Below are 21,971 nucleotides of genomic sequence, written 5' to 3' on the forward strand. Positions count from 1 at the left end.
GCCATACAGCCCTGGCGTCTTATGTCGGACGATAAACACGCACATTGGCATGTCCCTCACTGAGCAGGTGGTGTGCGTGCAGACGGCTCATCACACCCTTGTCGCAATACAGCAAGTACTGGCGCGTGGGGTCCAGGTGCTTGAACTTGCTGTTGATCGCGTAGAACGGCATGGCCTGGACTTCGATACCCTCCAGCGCCAGGGGTTCGTCTTCCTGGGCATCAGGGTGACGAATGTCGATGACGATCTGACCGGGCAGCGCCTCGGCCACTTCCTCGACTTCGATGTCCTTGCCCAGTTCATCGATCACGTGGTCGATGGAAATGAACTTGGCGCGCTCCAGGGCGCGCTCCAGCACTTCCATCTCGAACTGCTTCTCTTCGTGCTCCATGCGGTGACGCTTGGCATGGGTGGTCGGGTTCACCGAGATCACGCCGCAGTACTCGGGCATGTGCTTGGCGAAATCGGCGGTGCCGATTTCGGTGGCCTGGTCGATGATGTCCTGCTTGTGGCTGGCCAGCAGCGGACGCAGCACCAGCTTGTCGGTGGCCGAATCGATGATCGACAGGTTCGGCAACGTCTGGCTGGAGACCTGGGAAATCGCCTCGCCGGTGACCAGGGCGTCAATCTGCAGGCGGTCGGCCATGCGCGCAGCCGCGCGCAGCATCATGCGCTTGAGCGTAACGCCCATGTAGCTGTTGTCGACCTTGTTGAGGATTTCGCCGACCACTTCCTCGAACGGCACGCTGATGAACAGCACGCGCTGGCTGCTGCCGTACTTCTTCCACAGGAAATGGGCCACTTCCATCACACCCAGTTCGTGGGCGCGGCCACCGAGGTTGAAGAAGCAGAAGTGGGTCATCAGGCCACGGCGCATCATCTGGTAGGCCGCCACTGTGGAGTCGAAGCCACCGGACATCAGCACCAGGGTCTGCTCCAGGGCGCCCAGCGGATAACCGCCGATGCCATTGTGCTGATTGTGGATCACGTACAGGCGCTGGTCGCGGATCTCGATGCGCACCAGCACCTCTGGCTTCTTCAGCTCGATGCCGGCGGCGCCGCATTGCTGGCGCAGCTGGCTGCCGACGTAGCGGTCGACGTCCATCGAAGTGAAGTCGTGGTGGCCGCCGCGCTTGCAGCGCACGGCGAAGTACTTGCCGGCCAGCAGGTGACCGAAGTGGTGCTTGCACTTGGCGACGATGTCGTCGAAGTCGCCCAGTGGGTATTCCTCGACCTGCAGGAAGTGGGTGATACCCGGGGTGCAGGTCAGGCGCTCGATCATCTCACGCTGGATCTTCTCGTCCTCGACGCGGGTAACCACCTCGAGATTGTCCCAGACACCGTCAACCGCGAGCTCGGGATCCAGGTCCTTGAGCACGTTGCGGATGTTCTTGGCGAGCTGGCGGATGAAGCGCTTGCGCACCGGCCGGCTCTTGATGGTGATCTCTGGGAAGACTTTGACGATAAGTTTCATTGGTTTAACAGCGCGCGCAGGGCCTGCCGAAAATAGGGGGCGCGAATTATAGCGGAAATCGCTCAAGGTTTGAGCAACTTTTGTACAGAAGGTGCGATTTATGTTGGCCGCACCACCCCTCGTCGGCCTGCTGCGTGGGAGCGGGCTTGCCCCGCGATAAGGCCTGCGCCGGCACAAGAGCACCATAATGGTGCATGACAACCAAAAAACGCATCTTATGAGTGCAAGGCTACACTCCACATCTTCATGAAATGCCCGCCAACGCCACCTTTCATCCCACACTCGCCATTTTTGGGCACTGGCATGCAATTTGCTCCCTTGTGAGGCAGGTACGCTTGGCCGACTATCCGCGCCCAGCGACACCCTTTTTCCAGGGCAGCGGCCAACTGCGCCCTAGACCATCCGGAGGACAACATGTCGAAGTCGGTTCAACTCATCAAAGATCATGACGTCAAGTGGATTGATCTGCGTTTCACGGACACCAAGGGCATTCAGCATCACGTGACCATGCCGGCGCGCGATGGCCTGGACGAAGACTTCTTCGAAGTCGGCAAGATGTTCGACGGTTCCTCCATCGCTGGCTGGAAAGGCATCGAAGCCTCCGACATGATCCTGATGCCGGTCGACGAAACCGCCGTGCTGGACCCGTTCACCGAAGAGCCGACCCTGATCATCACCTGCGATATCGTCGATCCGTCGAGCATGCAGGGCTACGATCGCGACCCGCGCGGCATCGCCAAGCGCGCCGAAGAGTACCTGAAGAGCACCGGCATCGGTGACACCGTGTTCGCCGGCCCAGAGCCTGAGTTCTTCATCTTCGACGAAGTGAAGTTCCAGTCGGACATCTCCGGCTCGATGTTCAAGATCTTCTCCGAGCAAGGCTCGTGGATGACCGGCGCTGACGTCGAAGGCGGCAACAAAGGCCACCGTCCGGGCGTGAAAGGCGGCTACTTCCCGGTTCCGCCGTTCGACCACGACCACGAAATCCGCACCGCCATGTGCAACGCCCTGGAAGAAATGGGCCAGACCGTCGAAGTTCACCACCACGAAGTGGCGACTGCCGGCCAGAACGAGATCGGCGTCAAGTTCAACACCCTGGTCAAGAAAGCTGACGAAGTACAGGCCCTGAAATACGTCGTGCACAACGTTGCCGACGCCTACGGCCGTACTGCCACCTTCATGCCCAAGCCTCTGTACGGCGACAACGGCTCGGGCATGCACGTGCACATGTCGATCTGGAAAGACGGCAAGAACACCTTCTCCGGCGAAGGCTATGCCGGCCTGTCCGACACCGCTCTGTACTTCATCGGCGGCATCATCAAGCACGGCAAGGCCCTGAACGGCTTCACCAACCCTTCGACCAACTCCTACAAGCGTCTGGTCCCAGGTTTCGAAGCCCCGGTGATGCTGGCCTACTCGGCGCGCAACCGTTCCGCCTCGATCCGTATTCCTTACGTCGGCAGCCCGAAAGCCCGCCGTATCGAAGCACGCTTCCCGGACCCATCGGCCAACCCGTACCTGGCCTTCGCGGCCCTGCTGATGGCAGGCCTGGACGGCATCCAGAACAAGATCCACCCAGGCGATGCCGCGGACAAGAACCTGTACGACCTGCCGCCAGAAGAGGCCAAGGACATCCCGCAGGTGTGCGGCAGCCTGAAGGAAGCCCTGGAAGAGCTGGACAAGGGCCGTGCGTTCCTGACCAAGGGCGGCGTGTTCTCCGACGACTTCATCGATGCCTTCATCGAGCTGAAGAGCGAAGAAGAGATCAAGGTCCGCACCTTCGTGCACCCGCTGGAATACGAGCTGTACTACAGCTGCTGATCTGATCGGCGCCCCGCGTCGATGACATCAGGACGGCCTCCCTCGGGAGGCCGTTTCTTTTTCATACCCTCATCATCGGACAACACCTATTAGCCGCCACAACGCCAAAGGCGACACTCGAGGCTTCATACCCAAGGAGATCGCCATGCGTGCCACCACCTTCGCCCTGACCTGCTGTGTCGCCCTGTCCGGCTGCACAACCTCAACCAGCACCGCGCCCATTCTCGACCAGTTGTTGACCACCATTGATCGACGCCTGGACCTGGCCGAAGCGGTTGCCCTGCACAAGTGGGATCACCAGCAACCCGTGCAGGCCAGCGCCCGCGAGCAGCAGGTATTGCTCGGCGCACGCCAGGCCGCCGTCGCCCACCACCTGGATCCGGCACGCGTCGAGGCCTTCTTTGCCGACCAGATCGAAGCCAACAAGCTCCTGCAGTACCACCTGCTCGACACCTGGCATCGCGCCCGACAAGCGCCAGCCCTTCCACGCCGCGACCTGGCCAGCGAAGTGCGCCCTGAACTGGACCTGCTGCAGGAACAGCTATTGAGCGCCCTCGCCCGCTTTGACCAGACCCCGCCGGACAACTGCGCCAACCACTTGGCCGACGCCCTGCAACAACGCTCCCAGGACACCACCCGCCACCTCGCCCTGGTTCGCGCCAGCGCCCAGCTGTGCAAAATGCGCTGACCGCCCTATGCTCCATATTGGTGCATGACTGCGCGAAGCGCCCCATCATGCATCCCAATTTGGTTCACAAGAATCGATAAACCAGGGCTTTCTGGCTCGAATTCGCGCAAATCCAGGTCTTTATCCGGAATTTCCGCTTCTTTTCGGAGCCTTGGTTTGGTTCTTGCATTTTCACTGCATCCAGCACTCTTCCGTGCGCGCCCCAGGCCTGAGCCCTTGGGCGTCACTGTGCCAAAAGAGGTCAACGACGCCTTATGACCATCAGCGATGCACAGCACCGTCTGCTCCTGGACAACCTGACCACGGCCACGCTGCTGCTCAACTCTGAACTGCGCCTGGAGTACATGAACCCGGCGGCGGAGATGCTGTTGGCCGTCAGCGGCCAGCGCAGCCACGGGCAGTTCATCAGCGAGCTGTTCACCGAATCGACCGAGGCGCTCAATTCGTTGCGCCAGGCGGTGGAACAGGCGCACCCGTTCACCAAGCGTGAAGCGCAGCTGACCTCGCTGACCGGCCAGACCATCACCGTCGACTATGCCGTCACTCCCATCCTGCACCTGGGCCAGACCCTGCTGTTGCTGGAGGTGCACCCGCGCGACCGCCTGCTGCGCATCACCAAGGAAGAGGCCCAGCTGAGCAAGCAGGAGACCACCAAGATGCTGGTGCGCGGCCTGGCCCACGAGATCAAGAACCCCCTGGGTGGCATCCGCGGCGCGGCCCAGTTGCTGGCCCGCGAACTGCCGGAAGAAAGCCTGCGCGACTACACCAACGTGATCATCGAGGAAGCCGACCGCCTGCGTAACCTGGTCGACCGCATGCTCGGCTCGAACAAGCTGCCGTCGCTGGCCATGACCAACATCCACGAAGTGCTCGAGCGCGTGTGCAGCCTGGTCGAGGCCGAGAGCCAGGGCTGCATCACCTTGGTGCGCGACTACGACCCGAGCCTGCCGGACGTGCTGATCGACCGCGAGCAGATGATCCAGGCCGTGCTCAACATCGTGCGCAACGCCATGCAGGCCATTGGCGGGCAGAACGAGCTGCGCCTGGGCCGCATCACCCTGCGCAGCCGCGCCGTGCGCCAGTTCACCATCGGCCATGTGCGCCACCGCCTGGTCGCCAGGATCGAGATCGTCGACAACGGCCCCGGCATCCCCGCGGAACTGCAGGACACCCTCTTCTATCCCATGGTCAGCGGCCGCCCGGACGGTACCGGGCTGGGCCTGGCCATCACCCAGAACATCATCAGCCAGCACCAGGGCCTGATCGAGTGCGAGAGCCACCCCGGCCACACCACCTTCTCGATCTACCTGCCCCTGGAACAAGGAGCCACCGCCCCATGAGCCGAAGTGAAACCGTCTGGATCGTCGATGATGATCGTTCCATCCGCTGGGTCCTGGAAAAGGCCCTGCAGCAGGAAGGCATGACCACCCAGAGCTTCGACAGCGCCGACGGCGTCATGGGCCGCCTGGCCCGCCAGCAGCCGGACGTGATCATCTCGGACATCCGCATGCCGGGTGCAAGCGGCCTCGACCTGCTGGCCCAGATCCGCGAGCAGCACCCGGGGTTGCCGGTGATCATCATGACCGCCCACTCCGACCTGGACAGCGCCGTGGCCTCGTACCAGGGCGGCGCCTTCGAGTACCTGCCCAAGCCGTTCGATGTCGACGAAGCGGTGTCGCTGGTCAAGCGCGCCAACCAGCATGCCCAGGAGCAGCAAGCCCTGGAAGTGCCCCAGGCGCTGGCCCGCACGCCCGAGATCATCGGCGAGGCGCCGGCGATGCAGGAGGTGTTCCGAGCCATCGGTCGCTTAAGCCACTCCAATATCACCGTGCTGATCAACGGTGAATCCGGCACGGGCAAGGAGCTGGTGGCCCACGCCCTGCACCGCCACAGCCCGCGTGCGGCGTCGCCGTTCATCGCCCTGAACATGGCGGCGATCCCCAAGGACCTGATGGAATCCGAGCTGTTCGGCCATGAGAAAGGCGCCTTCACCGGCGCCGCCAACCTGCGCCGTGGCCGTTTCGAACAGGCCGACGGCGGCACGCTGTTCCTCGACGAGATCGGCGACATGCCCGCCGACACCCAGACCCGCCTGCTGCGGGTGCTGGCCGATGGCGAGTTCTACCGGGTCGGCGGCCATGTGCCGGTAAAAGTGGATGTGCGCATCATCGCCGCCACCCACCAGAACCTCGAGTCGCTGGTGCAGGCCGGCAAGTTCCGTGAAGACCTGTTCCACCGCCTCAACGTGATCCGTATCCATATCCCGCGTCTGGCCGATCGGCGCGAGGACATCCCGGCCCTGGCCCGCCACTTCCTCGGCCGCGCCGCCCAGGAGCTGGCGGTGGAACCCAAGCTGCTCAAGCCGGAGACCGAGGAGTTCATCCGCAACCTGCCGTGGCCGGGCAACGTGCGCCAGCTGGAGAACACCTGCCGCTGGATCACGGTGATGGCCTCCAGCCGCGAGGTGCTGGTCGGCGACCTGCCGCCGGAACTGCTCAACCTGCCCCAGGACGCAGCGCCCGTGACCAACTGGGAGCAGGCCCTGCGCCAGTGGGCCGACCAGGCCCTGGCCCGCGGCCAGTCAAGTTTGCTCGACAGCGCTGTGCCGAGCTTCGAGCGGATCATGATCGAGACCGCACTCAAGCATACGGCCGGGCGTCGTCGTGATGCGGCGTTGTTGCTGGGGTGGGGGCGAAATACCTTGACGCGCAAGATCAAGGAGTTGGGGATGAAGGTGGATGGGGGGGAGGATGATGAGGGGGAAGAGCACTGATCGTTGAATGAAAATGAGAAGAATGGGGGCTACCTGACCCCCATCAACGCGTTGCTTACCTACTGTCCTTATACGGCTCTTCCAAGTAACACTCCAACAGTCTCCGACCGGCTCACCCGAAAAACCTGTAGAGGCCATTTCCGCGCATTAGACTAAAGGCTCATTCGCAGATTCCCTTTGTTCCCTTACATGGTCTTCGACTGCCCAAGCGACCTTTTTTCTACGCTCGGCGTAGTCATACCTCAAACCGCCTGCAACCTCGTTTATAGCCACATTGGAAAAAAGAATAGTTACTTCAGCCACTTCTTTCATTCCAGCCGCTACATATGCTGAGCCTAGATCCTCTACATTCTCTGAGGGAATAACCCCGTCTAAGCCATCTGCGATTTTTTTAACGTTTTTCTTGGCTATCCCTACCGATACAATGCCTATCCCCACCCCCGCAGCAGCTGCAGCGGCATGCCTCTTTGAAGTGGGCCCCGGTAGTTTTATTTCCTTCACACCAGCTTTAATCGCTTGCCGTCTGTCCCAAGTGTAATTAGCCATGTTGAACAAGGCCATGCCATGGTCAATGATCTTCGGCCCAAACAATGCCCCAAACATAACCTTAAGAGTCTCAAACGAAGTGCCGCGCGGATCTGCATAGTTGACTGGATTGCCTTGACAGTACATATATGCATTCACCCCACCTTTACCAAATGGACTCAAATGGTCAGGGGAGGAAAATCGCATCAACGCCGGGTTGTATCCACGATGACCATTACCCAACAGATACCAATTCAGCTCTGACTCACATATCTGACCAGTAAACCCGGTCTTGGCATTATCATCACGCCCTGGGCGCCAACCGAAGGGTGTATAGCAGGTAGTTTTCCGTTGATCGGATACCAGAGACTGTAAAGCGCTTCTTGACCAGTCAGTCGCCAGCAACATTTGCGTAGCCATTGCGCCACTCCACCTTTGAGAGTCGGTATGAAACATACCAAAGCGGTGCGGACTATGACCCTGACAGAAATGCCAGGTGCGCCCGGCTGGTCATGGGCAGGCCCTGGAAAACATTCGCCCCCAGCACCGGACAACTACAAGTAATCGCTTGCCCTTGCACCGATGCAGTGCCTAACGCACCGCCATAACGCAAATTTGCCCTCAAAAACCCTCGAAAAATGACCAAAACACCGCATTCCCGGGCCTACTAAACCTGGCACGCTTCCTGCTAAGTACCCAGTACCTCCAGTTTTGGGGACCTCGGTACAGGCAGGCCGGGAAATCCCCTCTTTTATTCGTGCAGCCTCACCTGCACCCGCCAGCGCCCCGCCTCCTCCGTCGCGTTCCACTCGCCGCGCAGGGGGCGGGCGGCAACCACGGTCAGCACCAGCCCCTCTTCGCTTTTCTGCAGGCGCCAGCCCACCGGCTTGCCCTGCAGGCTCAGCTGGCCACGCTGGACCTTGCCCTGGGCCTCGAACACGATGGCCACGGTGCCCTGGACGTTCTCGCCATGCAGCCTGGGCTCTTCGTTGAACCACAGGTCCAGGCCATCCTGCACCACCTGCACCTGCTCGAGCACCCGTTCCTCCGGGGTGGTCAGGCGCCCGATCATCATGCCGACCATCAGCCCGACGATGGCCAGCGACAGGATCACCCGCGGGAAGGCCTTCGAACGCGGGTCGGGTTCGGGGGTAGAATGCCCGTCATCTTCATGCTTGGAGCCGTGCATGTTTCACGTCATCCTTTTTCAACCAGAAATTCCGCCGAATACCGGCAACATCATCCGCCTGTGCGCCAACAGCGGCTGCGACCTGCACCTGATCGAGCCGATCGGCTTCGAACTGGACGACAAGCGCCTGCGTCGGGCAGGGCTGGACTACCACGAGTATGCCACGCTCAAGCGTCACCAAAGCCTGGCCGACTGCCTGGAAAGCCTGAATCAGCCAAGGCTGTTCGCCTTCACCACCAAGGGCTCGCACCCGTTCCATGAGGTCGAGTACCAGCCAGGCGACGCTTTCCTGTTCGGGCCTGAAAGCCGTGGCCTGCCGGCCGAGGTGCTGGACAGCCTGGCCCCCGAGCAGCGCTTGCGCCTGCCGATGCGGCCGGGGTGCCGGAGCCTGAACCTGTCCAATACCGTGGCGGTGACGGTGTACGAGGCGTGGCGGCAGCAGGGGTTTGCCTGAAAGGGCCTATCGCGGGGCCCCCACGCCTGAAGAGGTTTCGTGGGAGCGGGCTTGCCCCGCGATGCCTGACACACCGACGAACAAAAAAGGGCGACCGAAGTCGCCCTTTTTTGTTACAGCGATTACTGCACGGTCGGCACTTCGCCGGCTTCCTGCATGCGCTGCATTTCTTGCGCGTACAGGGCGTCGAAGTTGACCGGCGACAGCATCAGCGCCGGGAACGAGCCACGGGTCACCAGGCTGTCCAGGGTCTCGCGGGCGTACGGGAACAGGATGTTCGGGCAGAACGCGCCGAGGGTATGGCTCATCGAGGAGGCGTCCAGATTGGCGATCAGGAAGATGCCGGCCTGCTGCACTTCGGCGATGAAGGCCACTTCGTCACCGTTCTTGACGGTCACCGACAGGGTCAGCACGACTTCGTGGAAGTCGCCTTCCAGGGCTTTCTGGCGGGTGTTCAGGTCCAGCGAGACGCTCGGCTCCCACTGCTGGCGGAAGATCTGCGGGCTTTTCGGGGCCTCGAACGACAGATCGCGCACGTAGATGCGCTGCAGGGAAAATTGTGGGGCGTTGGCGTCAGTGGCGCCGTTGGTCTGTTGCTCGGTCATGGCAGATCCTTTTCCTAATGTTCTTGAATGCAGTGCGAATCAGGCCGCCAGCAGCGCGTCGAGCTTGCCCGCGCGCTCCAGGGCATAGAGGTCATCGCATCCACCGACGTGCGTGCTGCCGATCCAGATCTGCGGCACCGAGGTACGGCCGGCCTTCTGGCTCATTTCGGCGCGAACCTGGGGCTTGCCGTCGACCTTGATCTCCTCGAACGCCACGCCCTTGCTCTCGAGCAGGTACTTGGCGCGCATGCAGTAGGGGCAGTAGTCGCTGGAATAGACGATGACGGGCTTCATATCACTTCACCAGGGGCAGGTTATCGGCTTTCCAGCTGGAAACGCCACCGCTGAGCTTGGCGGCGGTGTAACCAGCCTTGAGCAGTTCGCGGCACAGGGTGCCGGACTGCTGGCCCATCGCGTCGACGACGATCAGGGTCTTCTCTTTGTGTTTTTCCAGCTCGCTCATGCGGCCGGCGACTTTGTCCTGGGGAATGTTCAGCGCACCGACGATATGCCCGGCCGAGTATTCCTTGGCGGTACGGATATCGATCACCACGGCCTTGTCGGCGTTGACCAGGGCGGTCAGCTGGCCGTTGCTCAGGCTCTGGCCGCCACGGCGGACTTCGTTGATCAGCAGCAGGACCAGCAGGACGACGAAAATGGCCACCAGGATGTAGTGATCTGTCGCGAATTGAATCAGGTGAGCAACCATCAGGGGTGTTCCAGGCGATTGAAAATGGCGGCCAGTATACACAGCGCCCCATGACCGCCAAAGCCCACTGGGCTTGCGGCAAACGCGTCTTCATGTTGCATGCCTGACCGCGCCTGTCGGGCAAGGGGAGGAATATTCGCCGTCGCTGGCGGATTTGCCCTAAAATGCGTGTCTTTATCATCTTTGAACAACCGTGAGTTTGATTGATGACGAGTACGCCTAAACCCCTGGTCCTGATCATCCTGGATGGCTTCGGTCACAGCGAAAGCCCCGAATACAACGCCATCTTCGCTGCCAACACACCGGTCTACGACCGCCTGCGCGCCACCCAGCCGCATGGCCTGATCTCCGGTTCCGGCATGGACGTGGGGCTGCCCGACGGGCAGATGGGCAACTCCGAAGTCGGTCACATGAACCTCGGCGCCGGCCGCGTGGTGTACCAGGACTTCACCCGGGTGACCAAGGCCATCCGTGACGGCGAGTTCTTCGAGAACCCCGTGCTCGGCGGCGCGGTGGACAAGGCCGTCGGCGCCGGCAAGGCCGTGCACATCCTCGGCCTGCTCTCCGACGGCGGCGTGCACAGCCACCAGGATCACCTGATCGCCATGGCCGAGCTGGCCGCGCAGCGTGGCGCCGAGAAGATCTACCTGCACGCCTTCCTCGACGGCCGCGACACCCCGCCGCGCAGCGCCCAGTCGTCGATCGAACTGCTCGACGCCACCTTCGCCCGCCTCGGCAAGGGCCGCATCGCCAGCCTGATCGGCCGCTACTACGCCATGGACCGCGACAACCGCTGGGACCGCGTCAGCGCCGCCTACAACCTGATCGTCGACAGCGCCGCCGAATACACCGCCGACAGCGCCCTTGCCGGCCTGCAAGCCGCCTACGCCCGCGAGGAGAACGACGAGTTCGTCAAAGCCACGCGCATTGGTGAAGCCGTCAAGGTCGAGGATGGCGACGCGGTCATCTTCATGAACTTCCGCGCCGACCGCGCCCGCGAGCTGTCCCGTGCGTTCGTCGAAGCGGACTTCAACGAATTCCCACGCGCACGCCTGCCCAAGCTGGCGGCGTACATCGGCCTGACCCAGTACTCGGCGAAAATTCCGGCGCCAGCCGCCTTTGCCCCGTCCAGCCTGGACAATGTCCTGGGCGAATACCTGGCGAAAAACGGCAAGACCCAACTGCGTATCGCCGAGACCGAGAAGTACGCCCATGTCACCTTCTTCTTCTCCGGCGGTCGTGAAGAGCCGTTCGAAGGCGAAGAACGCATCCTGATCCCGTCGCCGAAGGTCGCCACCTACGACCTGCAGCCGGAAATGAACGCTCCCGAGGTCACCGACCGCATCGTCGAGGCCATCGAGCAGCAGCGTTATGACGTGATCGTGGTCAACTATGCCAACGGCGACATGGTCGGCCATACCGGCGTGTTCGAAGCGGCGGTCAAGGCCGTCGAGGCCCTGGACGTCTGCGTCGGCCGTATCGTCGAGGCCCTGGACAAGGTCGGCGGCGAAGCGCTGATCACCGCCGACCACGGCAACGTCGAGCAGATGGAAGACGAGTGCACCGGCCAGGCGCACACCGCCCATACCAGCGAGCCGGTACCGTTCATCTATGTCGGCAAGCGTCAGGTCAAGGTCCGCGAAGGCGGCGTGCTGGCCGATGTGGCGCCAACCATGCTCAAGCTGCTGGGGCTGGAGAAGCCGGTCGAGATGACCGGCACCTCGATCCTGGTCGACCTGTAATCACTGCGTAGGAGCGGGCTTGCCCCGCGAATTCGATCGCGGGGCAAGCCCGCTCCCACGCGTGTTGCGACGACATTTACCCATGATTTCCAGACCAACGCCCCGCCGCCCACGCCGCGGGGCGTTTTTTTTGCAGGCCCGCAAGGGCATACTAGGCCAGTCTCCATCCCCGGTACGCCAAACCCCATGCTCCGCGCCCTCTTCTTACTAGCCCTGTCATGCCTGCTCACCCCGGCCTTCGCCGACGAGCGCGCGCAGACCCAGCAGCAGCTGGACGCCACCCGCCAGGACATCGCCGAGCTGAAGAAGATGCTGGGCAAGCTCCAGGAGGAGAAAGCCGGCGTGCAGAAAGACCTCAAGTCCACCGAGACCGACATCGGCACCCTCGAGAAACAGGTGGAGGCACTGCAGCAAGAACTAAAAAAGACCGAGGGCGAGCTGGAGCGCCTTGATCACGAGAAAAAAAAACTCCAGAGCGCCCGCGTTGAACAGCAACGCCTGATTGCCATCCAGGCCCGTTCGGCCTACCAGAACAATGGCCGCGAAGAATATCTGAAGCTGCTGCTGAACCAGCAGAACCCCGAGAAGTTCGCCCGCACCCTCACCTATTACGACTACCTCAGCAAGGCGCGCATGGACCAGTTGCGCGCCTTCAACGAGACGCTGCGCCAGTTGGCCAACGTCGAGCAGGACATCGCCCGCCAGCAGGAACAGCTGCTGACCCAACGCGCCGACCTCGACGGCCGCCGCCAGGCGCTGGTGGCCGAGCGCGACAAGCGCCAGCAGGTGCTGGCCAAGCTCAACAGCGACATGAAAGAGCGCGACCAGAAGCTGCAGAGCCGCGAGCAGGACCAGGCCGACCTGGGCAAGGTGCTCAAGACCATCGAGGAAACCCTGGCCCGCCAGGCCCGCGAGGCCGAGGAAGCACGCCAGCGCGCCCTGCTGGCCAGGCAGGAAGAAGAGAAACGCCGCAAGGAGCAGGCCCTGGCCGCCGCGGCCCGTGCCCAGGAGCCTGAGGAGGCGCCGAAAAAGGCCCGCACCACCCTTGGCCCGGTGGTTTCCAGCGATGGCGCCAGCTACGGCGGCGCTTTTTCTGCGGCCCGGGGCAAACTTCCATGGCCGGTCAATGGTCGATTGCTGGCACGCTTCGGCGATACCCGCGGCGGCGATGCCCGGGCCAAGTGGGACGGGGTGATGATCGGCGCCAGCGCCGGCACCCAGGTGCGCGCCGTGCACGGCGGGCGCGTGGTGTTCGCCGACTGGTTGCGCGGCGCAGGACTTCTGGTCATTCTCGATCATGGCAATGGCTACCTGAGCCTGTACGGCCACAACCAGAGCCTGCTCAAGAGCGCCGGCGACATCGTCAAGGCCGGTGATGCCATCTCCACCGTCGGCGACAGCGGTGGCCAGGACAACGCCGGTCTGTACTTCGCGATTCGCCAGCAGGGCCGGCCCACCGACCCTGCGCAATGGTGCCGAGGCTAGATAATGCTACTTTTACGGCGCTGCCCAAGAAATGGCGGCGCCGATGCTCCCGACGGGAGCACCAACAGGATCAGGAGTTCGTTCGACATGCTGCACTCGCCTCGCCTCACCCAGCTGGCCCTGACCATTGCCCTGGTCATCGGCGCGCCCCTGGCCGTTGCTGCCGAGCCGGCCAAGCCAGCGGCCAAGCCGGCCGCGGTGCCGGCCACCGAGGTGACCGCCAAGGCGCCCCTGCCGCTGGAAGAACTGCGCACCTTCGCCGAGGTCATGGACCGCATCAAGGCCGCCTATGTGGAGCCTGTCGACGACAAGACCCTGCTGGAGAACGCCATCAAGGGCATGCTCAGCAACCTTGACCCGCACTCGGCCTACCTTGGCCCCGAGGACTTCCAGGAACTGCAGGAAAGCACCAGCGGCGAGTTCGGCGGCCTGGGCATCGAAGTGGGCATGGAAGACGGCTTCGTCAAGGTGGTCTCGCCCATCGACGACACCCCGGCCTCCCGCGCCGGCATCGAGGCCGGTGACTTGATCGTCAAGATCAACGGCGCGCCGACCCGTGGCCAGACCATGACCGAGGCCGTGGACAAGATGCGCGGCAAGATCGGCGAGAAGATCACCCTGACCCTGGTGCGCGACGGCGGCACGCCGTTCGACGTGACGCTGGCCCGCGCGGTGATCCAGGTCAAGAGCGTCAAGAGCCAGCTGCTGGAGAACGACTACGGCTACATCCGCATCACCCAGTTCCAGGTCAAGACCGGCGACGAGGTGGGCAAGGCCCTGGCCAAGCTGCGCAAGGACAACGGCAAGAAACTGCGCGGCGTGGTCCTGGACCTTCGCAACAACCCCGGCGGCGTGCTGCAGTCGGCGGTGGAAGTGGCCGACCACTTCTTGACCAAGGGCCTGATCGTCTACACCAAGGGCCGCATCGCCAACTCCGAGCTGCGCTACTCCGCCGACCCGGCCGACGCCAGCGAAGGCGTGCCGCTGGTAGTGCTGATCAATGGCGGCAGCGCCTCGGCCTCGGAAATCGTCGCCGGCGCCCTGCAGGACCAGAAGCGCGCCGTGCTGATGGGTACCGACAGCTTCGGCAAGGGCTCGGTGCAGACCGTGCTGCCGCTGGCCAACGACCGTGCGCTGAAGCTCACCACCGCGCTGTACTTCACCCCCAACGGCCGCTCGATCCAGGCCCAGGGTATCGTCCCGGACATCGAGGTGCGTCCGGCCAAGCTCACCGCCGAGGCCGACAACGACAACTTCAAGGAAGCCGACCTGCAGGGCCACCTGGGCAACGGCAACGGCGGCGCCGACCGTCCGAGCGGCAGCAGCAAGCGCAAGGATCGCCCACAGGACAACGACTTCCAGCTCAGCCAGGCCCTCAGCCTGCTCAAGGGCCTGAACATCACCAAGGGCGACTGACCGGATCCCATGCGTTACCTGCTGTTCACGCTGTTCTGCCTGATGCTCGGCACCGCCCAGGCGGCGCCGGGCAAGGCCTACCTGAGCATCATCATCGACGACCTGGGGCAGAGCAGCGAGCGTGACAGCCGCACCCTCGCCCTGCCTGGGCCGGTGACCATGGCAATCATGCCCGACACCCCGCACGCCACCGACTTCGCCCGCCAGGCCCACAAGGCCGGGCGCACGGTGATCCTGCACATGCCCATGGACCCGGCCACCGGCCCCTACGCCTGGCACCCCGGTACGCCGATCGAGGAGCTGGCCCGGCGCCTGGACGCCGCCTTGGCCAAGGTGCCCTTCGCCGCCGGCATCAACAACCACATGGGCAGCCGCATGACCGCCCAGCGTGAACCAATGCGCTGGCTGATGGAGGAACTGCAACGCCGCCACCTGTTCTTCGTCGACAGCCGCACCAGCGCCGCCACCGTAGCGGCGGCCGAGGCCCAGGCGGTTGGCCTGGCCCATGTTTCAAGGGATGTATTCCTCGATGACGTGCGCACCACGGAGGCGATAAGCGGACAGCTTCAGCTAGGCATCGCCCAGGCCCGCAAGCAAGGCTCTGCGGTGCTGATCGGCCACCCCTATCCGCAGACGCTGGAGGTGCTGGCTCGTGAAATCCCCCGACTCAAGGCCCAGGGCATCGAGTTGATCGGTCTGCCGCAGATGATCGCCGAACGCGGCAACCAGGCCATGCCCGCCCATGGCCACCAGGGCCGCTACAGCAATCGCTGAAGCGTCGCCCGATCCAGACCAACGTGGGAGCGGGCTAGCCCCGCGATCACCGGCGAAGCCGGTGCTGGCAGGGCATCGCGGGCCAAGCCCGCTCCCTCGCTGGTGATACCCATGCCGCCTATCACGCATATCCATAAGCACCACCTGACGCCCCATCCCCCTAGGCACGCTCGCATCGGTCATCCCTACAGGAGCTCAACCGATGCCAACGTTAACCACCACTCTCCTTGCCCTGGCCATGCCCTGGGCCATAACCACAACACTCGCAGACACCACCGATACGCCGACACTGCTGGACAATGCCCACGGCGAGCACACCCACTGGAGTGGCATCGGCCGTCTGAACCTGGCGAATGGCGACCAATGCATCGCCACACTGATCGATAGCGGCGGCACCGAACCCACCAAGACAGGTCCCGCCTACCTGCTGACCAGCGGCCACTGCCTGGACACCCGCAATGGCCGGATCATCCACGATCAGCCGGCCCAGGGCACCATCACCTTCAACTACTTCGCCGACACCCCGGACACACGCCCAGGTTTCGCACTCAAGCGCACGCTCTGGAGCAGCATGCAGGGCAGCGACCTGGCGCTGGTGGAACTGGACGCCAGCCTCGCCCAGGTGATGGCCGCAGGTATCCAGCCGCTGACAATGGGTCCCAGCTCAGCCCCAGGCAGCGCGGTCGTGATGGTAGGTGAGGCCAGCAACCCAGACTCAGGACTGCGCGCGGCCCAGTGCACAGAGCGGGACCAGGCCAGTGTGACCGAGTTTCCCTGGGTTTGGCGCGACCTCAAGGTGAACGACTGCCCAAGCAGCGGAAAAGGCGCCTCGGGCAGCGCGGTGATCGACCAGGCGAGCGGACGCCTGGTCAGCATCGTCAACAGCGTGCCCTTCGGTGCAACACAGAACAACTACGCCATCCCGGTCCAGCGTGTGCTCGGGTGCTTTCACCAGGGCTACGCCGACCTGAGCCTCGAACAATGCGCCCTGCTACCCGGCTTCCAGATCACCCAGCAAGGACCGGCCCGCCTGCTCAGGCGACTTGGCAACGACTTATCGGCCGCCACCTGGGACCTGACCCTCAAGATCGATACCCCGCGCTACCGCTACAAGCAGGTGCGCGACGCGCTCGAGTGCGAGGACGCGGTTGGCTACAGCGGCACGATCTCCGCCAGCGAACGGCGCATCGACGACCCGATCGGCAGCGAGCCTGGCCGCTACTACCTGTGCCTGGTCGGCGTGCAATCGCCTGAGCAGCGTCCCTTCCCGGCGCTGCTGGCCAACGCCCTGAGCTTGCCCGTCGAAGTGATTCCGGCGGGACTTCCAGAGGTCCGCTACACCCTTGATCGTCACGAGCAGGGCCACGTCATGCTCAATTGGCAATCCGAGCAGCCGTACCTGAGCCATTACCTGGTGAAGTACGGCGCCGCGGACCGGATGGACTGCGACAACGCCTTCGGTTACCGCCGCGCCCTGCTACCTGCCCAGGTCATCCAGGCCTCCCGGCTGCCAGCCATGCTCTGCAGCCGCGCCATCGACCTCGACGGGCAGGTGGCGTCGACTCACCGCGAGCTGTTGTCCGCACAGGAGCAGTGACCCAGAGCCCTGCCTGTGCGCGGGCAGGGCCAGGCCATCAGCTCAGGGGGATGATTCCCGCCACATCGGCCGAGGTCAGCCGCCCCCTGTGCACCCGCTCGCCACTGACCGTTTCGTACTGCCGCCCCATGAAGCGCTGGCTCCAGACCTTCAGATGCCCATGGGTGAACGCATCCAACGGTGCGGACTGTGATGCCAGATGGAAATGCGCCGCCCAGAGGCTACGGCCCTTCGCTGCTCCAGGGGCATCCAGACGAGTGATCCTGAACTCGTCGAAGGGACTGGTAGCAACCGACGTGTCTCGCCTGACGTAATCCACCTTGATCAGCCCCTGATCATGGAGGAAGCGCAACCCCTGTGCGGTCGGGTAGCGGGTCTTGCCATTCAGCTCAGTCAGCAGGCGAATACGCTGTACCTCGAGATCGGTCACAGCGGCGCTCAGAGGTGCGGTCCGCACCTCACTCACGCCCTGCTCGGCCAGCACGGCAGCCGTTTCCTGCAATTTGTCGATCTGGCGCTTCAACAAGCGCTCCAGAGCCTGGCCGTTGACGTCATCCCTCACATAGGCCTCGGCGATGGCGAGCACATCCTCGTTATCCTGGAGCAATGACGACAAGAGCCCTTCGATATCCTCCGCCTCGCCCTCGACTGGCGATACCTCGGCTGTCTCCTCACGCTGGTGCCATTCACCATCCGTCAGTTCAAACACCTGTAGCGCTTTCTTGCTGAGCGGGTCCTGAACCTCCCACGCCGCCTGTCCCTCCACCTGCGTGGCAACGACCAACAGACCGTCGTTATTGCGCAACGCCCGCTGGGGAACCGCCGCCCTCGGATAAGGCACTCTCCTGGGCGCTGTCAGTGCCCCATCCTGCTCGGCGAGCGCATCCACCAGCCGGCGCCCGGCATCATCCTTGAGCAACTGCATGTGGGTCCGGTAACGCTGGAGCCTGTCAACCTCGACCAAGGCACCGCCCGTGCGTTCCAGGTGCAGCGCATTGATGATCGCTGCCGCATAGGCATCCCAGGCTTGCTGGAGAATGCTGATCCTGTCGGCTACGCCCAGGTTCGACATCAGTGACTCACCGTGAGCGGTGGCCGCCCCTCGAAGCGTGTCGGCCGCCAGGTCTTCCCGGTACCTGAACAACTGGCGCTGACCGCCATCCAGGTGCAACGCGAGGTCGGCCAGGTTCAAGGCGTGGTGAAAGCGCAGGTCGATGGTGGTGAAACTGCGCTTGGCGATCACTTGGCCAACCGTCCACTGCATGCCGCCCAGGCCGAGATTCAGTTCGTCCGGCACGCTGGCAAGCAGCTCGTCCAGAGCACCTTGGGCGACGAGCATGCGCTCCTGAATCTCTATGACCTTTGCAAGCTCTGCACGAAATTGCCTGTACTGCTCTCGCACATGCGCTCCCACGCCTCCGTCGAACTGCGCGGCCAATTCATTCATCCGCGGAAAATTCGCCAGGTGCTGCAACTCACTGAGAATGAAATCGCTGTTACGGATCAGCCCGGCGACCAGCGTGCCCCTTTGCAACTGGATCGTCTGCGCAAATCCCTCACGGCGATAGCTGCCGTACTTGGGCTCGAGCATGGACTGCAGGATGTCGCACTGTTCACGATCGAGCAGCACCATCCGCTCGGCCTGAGCGACGGCTTGCAGGCGCTGTTGGTCCTGCTCCATGTCGAGCGCGGCATATCGCTGCTCGTAGGAGGCCATGATCCTGTCGGAGCTGGCCATGTCGAATGTGTCGTCCTGGTGCTGCTCGGCCTCCAGCCGACGACGCGCTTCGTCATCCTTCAGCCTACCCAAGTGCCTGATCCGCTCTTCGGCCTTGATAACTTCACCTGTGAGCCGATGGAATTCCTTCATTTCGAAATTGGCCTTGGCGGTCAGCCCATCGATGGTCAATTTCAACTTGGCAAACTGAAACCCCAGACGTTCCATCGGCATGCCAGCACCTAAGCGCAAGCGGGTGTCGATTCGCCAGGCACCGTGTTCAAACAACAGCCACGGCCCCAGCTTCTGGGTCGTATCGATGACCCTGACTTCTCCACCGGCCAGTTGCACGGCGAACACCTCACCGAGCATGGCCACATACCGATGTCCTCCGACCTCGTACAAACCTGCGTCCGACGGCACCACCCCCTCCAATACAATGCTCGATCGCATCGCCATCAAGATCTTGCGCTGCTCCGGAGCCAGTTTGTTGAAACCCTGGTTGCTCCGCCAGGACAGGTCGACCGCCAAACTTTGCGAAGTGACAAACGGCCCCGGTACGCCAATCTTGCCTTGCTTCGGCTCGACCCTGGCTGCCGCATGGCCACCCTCCTGCGCCGGTCGCCCGTCGAACTCCTTGGCGTCGAGCGCAGAAATCGTCCCCATCACTTCTGCGCGTGGCAGCCGAGCATGCAGCAACGTCATGCCCAGGTTGAGAAGCAGATCGACGGTGGCCGCCTCCCGCTCGAACTCACTGCCCTGTTCCACGGCCTGCCCATCGCCCTGCAAGCTGGCAAGGGTCTGCACCAGCCAGGCCACCGTGGCCACTGGCCCCCGGACCAGCAAGGTGGCCACGTCAAACAGCAGCCAGGCGCCTTTTCCGAGGGTCGCCCAACGCTGCTCGGCATTGGATGTGCTCTGGCGATCGGCAAGGGTCACCAGCAACGCCCGGTTCGCTGCGTAGAGTTTCTCGTCGATATCACTCAACCAAAGGCGCGCGTCGAATCGAGCCGGCCCTGGCCGCTCGGGCAATTGATAAGGGTCGATACCGACTTGGGTAATGTGTGGCTCGGCAAATCCACCGTTGTCATAGACCGGGCGAACCTCCGGGTCCATCCAGGTCAGGATGCTCTGCTGCAACGTATCCGATGTGCGAATCGCCGCCATCATCGCGTCGATATCGGCATACTGACGCAGCGGATCGGCCTGGTAGAGCGGGCGGTAGAGCAGCACCAGTGAAGGCGCCGTGGAAAACAGCACGTACATCCCCTGCACCAGATCGTAGCGAACCGACGACTGCTGCCGCTTGAAGGCGAGCGGTATCAACCCGCCGGATTGCGTCGCCGCGTCGAAGCTACCTTTGCACAGGTCAAGGACGCACCGCAGGCCTGCTTCGGTAATCTTGCGATCGAGTTTTGCCTGCAGGGCGGTGAACCGCAGGGACTGACGCCATTCCCGGGCGAGACGCCGGGTACGTTCGGAGCGGCTCGCCGGATCGTCCAGTGCATTGACCACGTATGCTGGATAACGGCCACCGATGTCGACAGCCTGCACGAGCCTCTTCAGGTACGCGGCGTTCATCCAGGACGTGATCAATTGATCGTTGGCGTGCCTGATACGCGTGATGGTGGCATCGCCCAGGGCGCCGAGATTGGCAATGGCGAACTCGGTCAGGGTCATCTCGCCCGCCGGCACCAAAGGTTCTCCACCACCGCTGCCAACGCCTGCACCACCCGGCATGCCTTTGCCGACCTGCAGCTCCAGGACCAGCTCATCGGGGAAATAGTTGGCCTCCACCGGATAGTCCTCGAGCATCTGCTTGCGCAGTTGCTGACGAGCATAGGCCCCCAGGTCGAGTATGCCCTCCAGGGCCGCCACACCTTCTGCGTCAGCCTGGTCCAGGGCCAGGTCCAACAACCCCGACTGACAGGCGAAGCTGTCGCTCGCCGACGCAAGGCCTATGCCTGGCGGCACCGCAGGCGAACTGTCCTCTTCGACGAAGTAGCCGTCCACGAACCACTGCGCAGGGTCGCTCAGATCCGCGAACAGGTCTTCCAGCCGGGCCAGGGTCAATCCCTGCAAGCGCAGTTGCCCGATACGCTCGAGCATATGCCCGAGCAGCAATGCGCTTAACTGGGCGAAAACATTGCCTTCGAGCTCGTGACGATCCCAGGTCATGGCGGTGAACCGGTAACGCAATGCAAGCTCGTCACGCAACGCCAGGGCGAAATCATCCAGCGCCGCGAAAGCCCTGACCTGGCTCGACGGCGCGCACCACAGCACGACCTCACGCTCATCCCACTCTCCCGCCAACAGCAAACCAGGCTGCATCAGCGGGTACTGCTGTCCATCCGCGGTCAGCTTCGCTTCCACGACGAACACCGAAGGTTGTTCATCACCCCCGCGGATCAATCCTCGGACACAGGCTTGCTGCTGGTCGTCCAGCCCATGCAGGGGCAGATTGCGCAACAACGCCATTTTCAGCACCAGCTGGAACCAGCTGTCGCGGCTTTTGCCTGAACTGCCCGGCTCGCGCCAGTAGTCGACCTGAGCCTGACAGAAGTGCTTGATCAGTTGTGGCAGCAAGGCGTTGAGTGCCGGAGAAATACCCGTGAGGCGACGCGTGTCCAGTGCATTGTGCGAGCCGGGGAAACGGTGCAGCCCCGCCAGGCCGAGGTTGTGATGGCGCCCGTCGAGAGCCTCCAGGTCCAACGGTGTGCCGTCGAGCATCGCCTGCAACACGACATCCACCAACGGGGCGGTGGTCCAGTACTCGGTCTCGGGATCGGGGCTGTCCAGGATCAGCGGATCGGCTGATTCCAACGCTGGCTCGACGAAAGCCAGCCAGGGCAGCTCCGTCAGCAGTACTTGCAGCAGTTGCCGGCTGACAACCTGACGCAGGGTCGGGCGGTCTGCGAACTGCCTGGCAACGGCGCGCTTGAAGTCGAAGATCTGGGTCGAGGTATTGCTCATGCAAGGGCTCCGCTCATGGATGAGCCACC

General features: G+C 63.1%; 17 protein-coding genes. 10 read left to right on the forward strand and 7 right to left on the reverse strand.

Annotated features, from left to right (window positions below; translation table 11 throughout):
- Window positions 1-19: 19 nt before the first annotated feature.
- A complete protein-coding gene (gene thiI, locus HU735_RS00180) occupies window positions 20-1,474 on the reverse strand; it encodes a tRNA uracil 4-sulfurtransferase ThiI (protein WP_186711964.1) in 1,455 nt (484 codons plus the stop codon).
- 414 nt (window positions 1,475-1,888) lie between these two features.
- On the opposite strand from thiI, the gene glnA reads away from it, so the two are divergent.
- The 4 genes from glnA (at window position 1,889) to ntrC (ending at window position 6,756) form a co-directional block, all read left to right on the forward strand.
- Entirely contained in the window at window positions 1,889-3,295 is a 1,407-nt protein-coding gene (gene glnA / locus HU735_RS00185; RefSeq protein WP_028688405.1) for a type I glutamate--ammonia ligase, read from the forward strand.
- Window positions 3,296-3,440: 145 nt separating this feature from the next.
- The gene (aroQ, locus tag HU735_RS00190; RefSeq protein ID WP_186711965.1) at window positions 3,441-3,983 is read left to right on the forward strand and encodes a gamma subclass chorismate mutase AroQ; all 543 of its coding nucleotides are present in this window, start codon (window positions 3,441-3,443) and stop codon (window positions 3,981-3,983) included.
- A 254-nt stretch (window positions 3,984-4,237) separates the two neighbouring features.
- Entirely contained in the window at window positions 4,238-5,323 is a 1,086-nt protein-coding gene (gene glnL, locus HU735_RS00195) for a nitrogen regulation protein NR(II) (protein ID WP_186711966.1), read from the forward strand.
- A complete protein-coding gene (gene ntrC / locus HU735_RS00200; protein ID WP_186711967.1) occupies window positions 5,320-6,756 on the forward strand; it encodes a nitrogen regulation protein NR(I) in 1,437 nt (478 codons plus the stop codon). The genes glnL and ntrC overlap by 4 nt, the downstream gene beginning before the upstream one ends.
- A 147-nt stretch (window positions 6,757-6,903) precedes the next feature.
- Here the strand turns inward: ntrC and HU735_RS27365 are convergent, their stop codons facing one another.
- Together HU735_RS27365 and HU735_RS00210 are read right to left on the reverse strand one after the other, a co-directional pair.
- Complete coding sequence (locus HU735_RS27365; protein ID WP_346655342.1) at window positions 6,904-7,701, reverse strand: RHS repeat-associated core domain-containing protein; 798 nt, start codon at window positions 7,699-7,701, stop codon at window positions 6,904-6,906.
- A 331-nt stretch (window positions 7,702-8,032) separates the two neighbouring features.
- Entirely contained in the window at window positions 8,033-8,470 is a 438-nt protein-coding gene (locus HU735_RS00210; RefSeq protein WP_186711969.1) for a hypothetical protein, read from the reverse strand.
- Between HU735_RS00210 and trmL the strand changes: the two genes are divergently transcribed.
- Entirely contained in the window at window positions 8,469-8,924 is a 456-nt protein-coding gene (gene trmL / locus HU735_RS00215; protein WP_050707297.1) for a tRNA (uridine(34)/cytosine(34)/5-carboxymethylaminomethyluridine(34)-2'-O)-methyltransferase TrmL, read from the forward strand. The two genes, HU735_RS00210 and trmL, sit on opposite strands and share 2 nt — an antisense overlap.
- Window positions 8,925-9,046: 122 nt before the next feature.
- On the opposite strand, the gene secB is transcribed toward trmL, so the two are convergent.
- Genes secB through HU735_RS00230 form a run of 3 tightly spaced genes read right to left on the reverse strand, consistent with a single transcriptional unit; the run spans window position 9,047 to window position 10,238 of the window.
- Complete coding sequence (secB, locus tag HU735_RS00220) at window positions 9,047-9,529, reverse strand: protein-export chaperone SecB (RefSeq protein ID WP_050707298.1); 483 nt, start codon at window positions 9,527-9,529, stop codon at window positions 9,047-9,049.
- Window positions 9,530-9,568: 39 nt separating this feature from the next.
- Window positions 9,569-9,823 (reverse strand): glutaredoxin 3, encoded by a 255-nt coding sequence (gene grxC / locus HU735_RS00225; protein ID WP_003249204.1) that lies wholly within the window; start codon window positions 9,821-9,823, stop codon window positions 9,569-9,571.
- Between the two features lies 1 nt (window position 9,824).
- A complete protein-coding gene (locus HU735_RS00230; protein ID WP_028688411.1) occupies window positions 9,825-10,238 on the reverse strand; it encodes a rhodanese-like domain-containing protein in 414 nt (137 codons plus the stop codon).
- Between the two features lie 206 nt (window positions 10,239-10,444).
- Here HU735_RS00230 and gpmI point away from each other — a divergent pair, with 206 nt between their 5' ends.
- The 5 genes from gpmI (at window position 10,445) to HU735_RS00255 (ending at window position 17,252) form a co-directional block, all read left to right on the forward strand.
- Window positions 10,445-11,980 carry a 2,3-bisphosphoglycerate-independent phosphoglycerate mutase gene (gene gpmI / locus HU735_RS00235; protein ID WP_186711970.1) on the forward strand — a complete coding sequence of 512 codons (1,536 nt, stop codon included), beginning with the start codon at window positions 10,445-10,447 and terminating at the stop codon, window positions 11,978-11,980.
- A gap of 186 nt (window positions 11,981-12,166) precedes the next feature.
- Window positions 12,167-13,465, forward strand: coding sequence for a murein hydrolase activator EnvC (locus HU735_RS00240; protein WP_186711971.1), 1,299 nt, complete (start codon window positions 12,167-12,169; stop codon window positions 13,463-13,465).
- Window positions 13,466-13,552: 87 nt separating this feature from the next.
- The gene (locus HU735_RS00245; protein WP_062572581.1) at window positions 13,553-14,881 is read left to right on the forward strand and encodes a S41 family peptidase; all 1,329 of its coding nucleotides are present in this window, start codon (window positions 13,553-13,555) and stop codon (window positions 14,879-14,881) included.
- Window positions 14,882-14,890: 9 nt separating this feature from the next.
- Window positions 14,891-15,655: a divergent polysaccharide deacetylase family protein gene (locus HU735_RS00250; protein WP_186711972.1), complete on the forward strand. Its 765-nt coding sequence runs from the start codon at window positions 14,891-14,893 to the stop codon at window positions 15,653-15,655.
- A 202-nt stretch (window positions 15,656-15,857) separates the two neighbouring features.
- The gene (locus HU735_RS00255) at window positions 15,858-17,252 is read left to right on the forward strand and encodes a serine protease (protein ID WP_186711973.1); all 1,395 of its coding nucleotides are present in this window, start codon (window positions 15,858-15,860) and stop codon (window positions 17,250-17,252) included.
- Window positions 17,253-17,289: 37 nt separating this feature from the next.
- Here HU735_RS00255 and HU735_RS00260 read toward each other — a convergent pair whose 3' ends face one another.
- Window positions 17,290-21,942, reverse strand: coding sequence for a DUF6543 domain-containing protein (locus HU735_RS00260; RefSeq protein WP_186711974.1), 4,653 nt, complete (start codon window positions 21,940-21,942; stop codon window positions 17,290-17,292).
- Window positions 21,943-21,971 lie beyond the last annotated feature (29 nt).

Origin of the sequence: Pseudomonas sp. BW16M2 (genome assembly GCF_014268865.1) — a bacterium.
GTDB classification, from domain to species: Bacteria; Pseudomonadota; Gammaproteobacteria; order Pseudomonadales; family Pseudomonadaceae; genus Aquipseudomonas; species Aquipseudomonas peradeniyensis.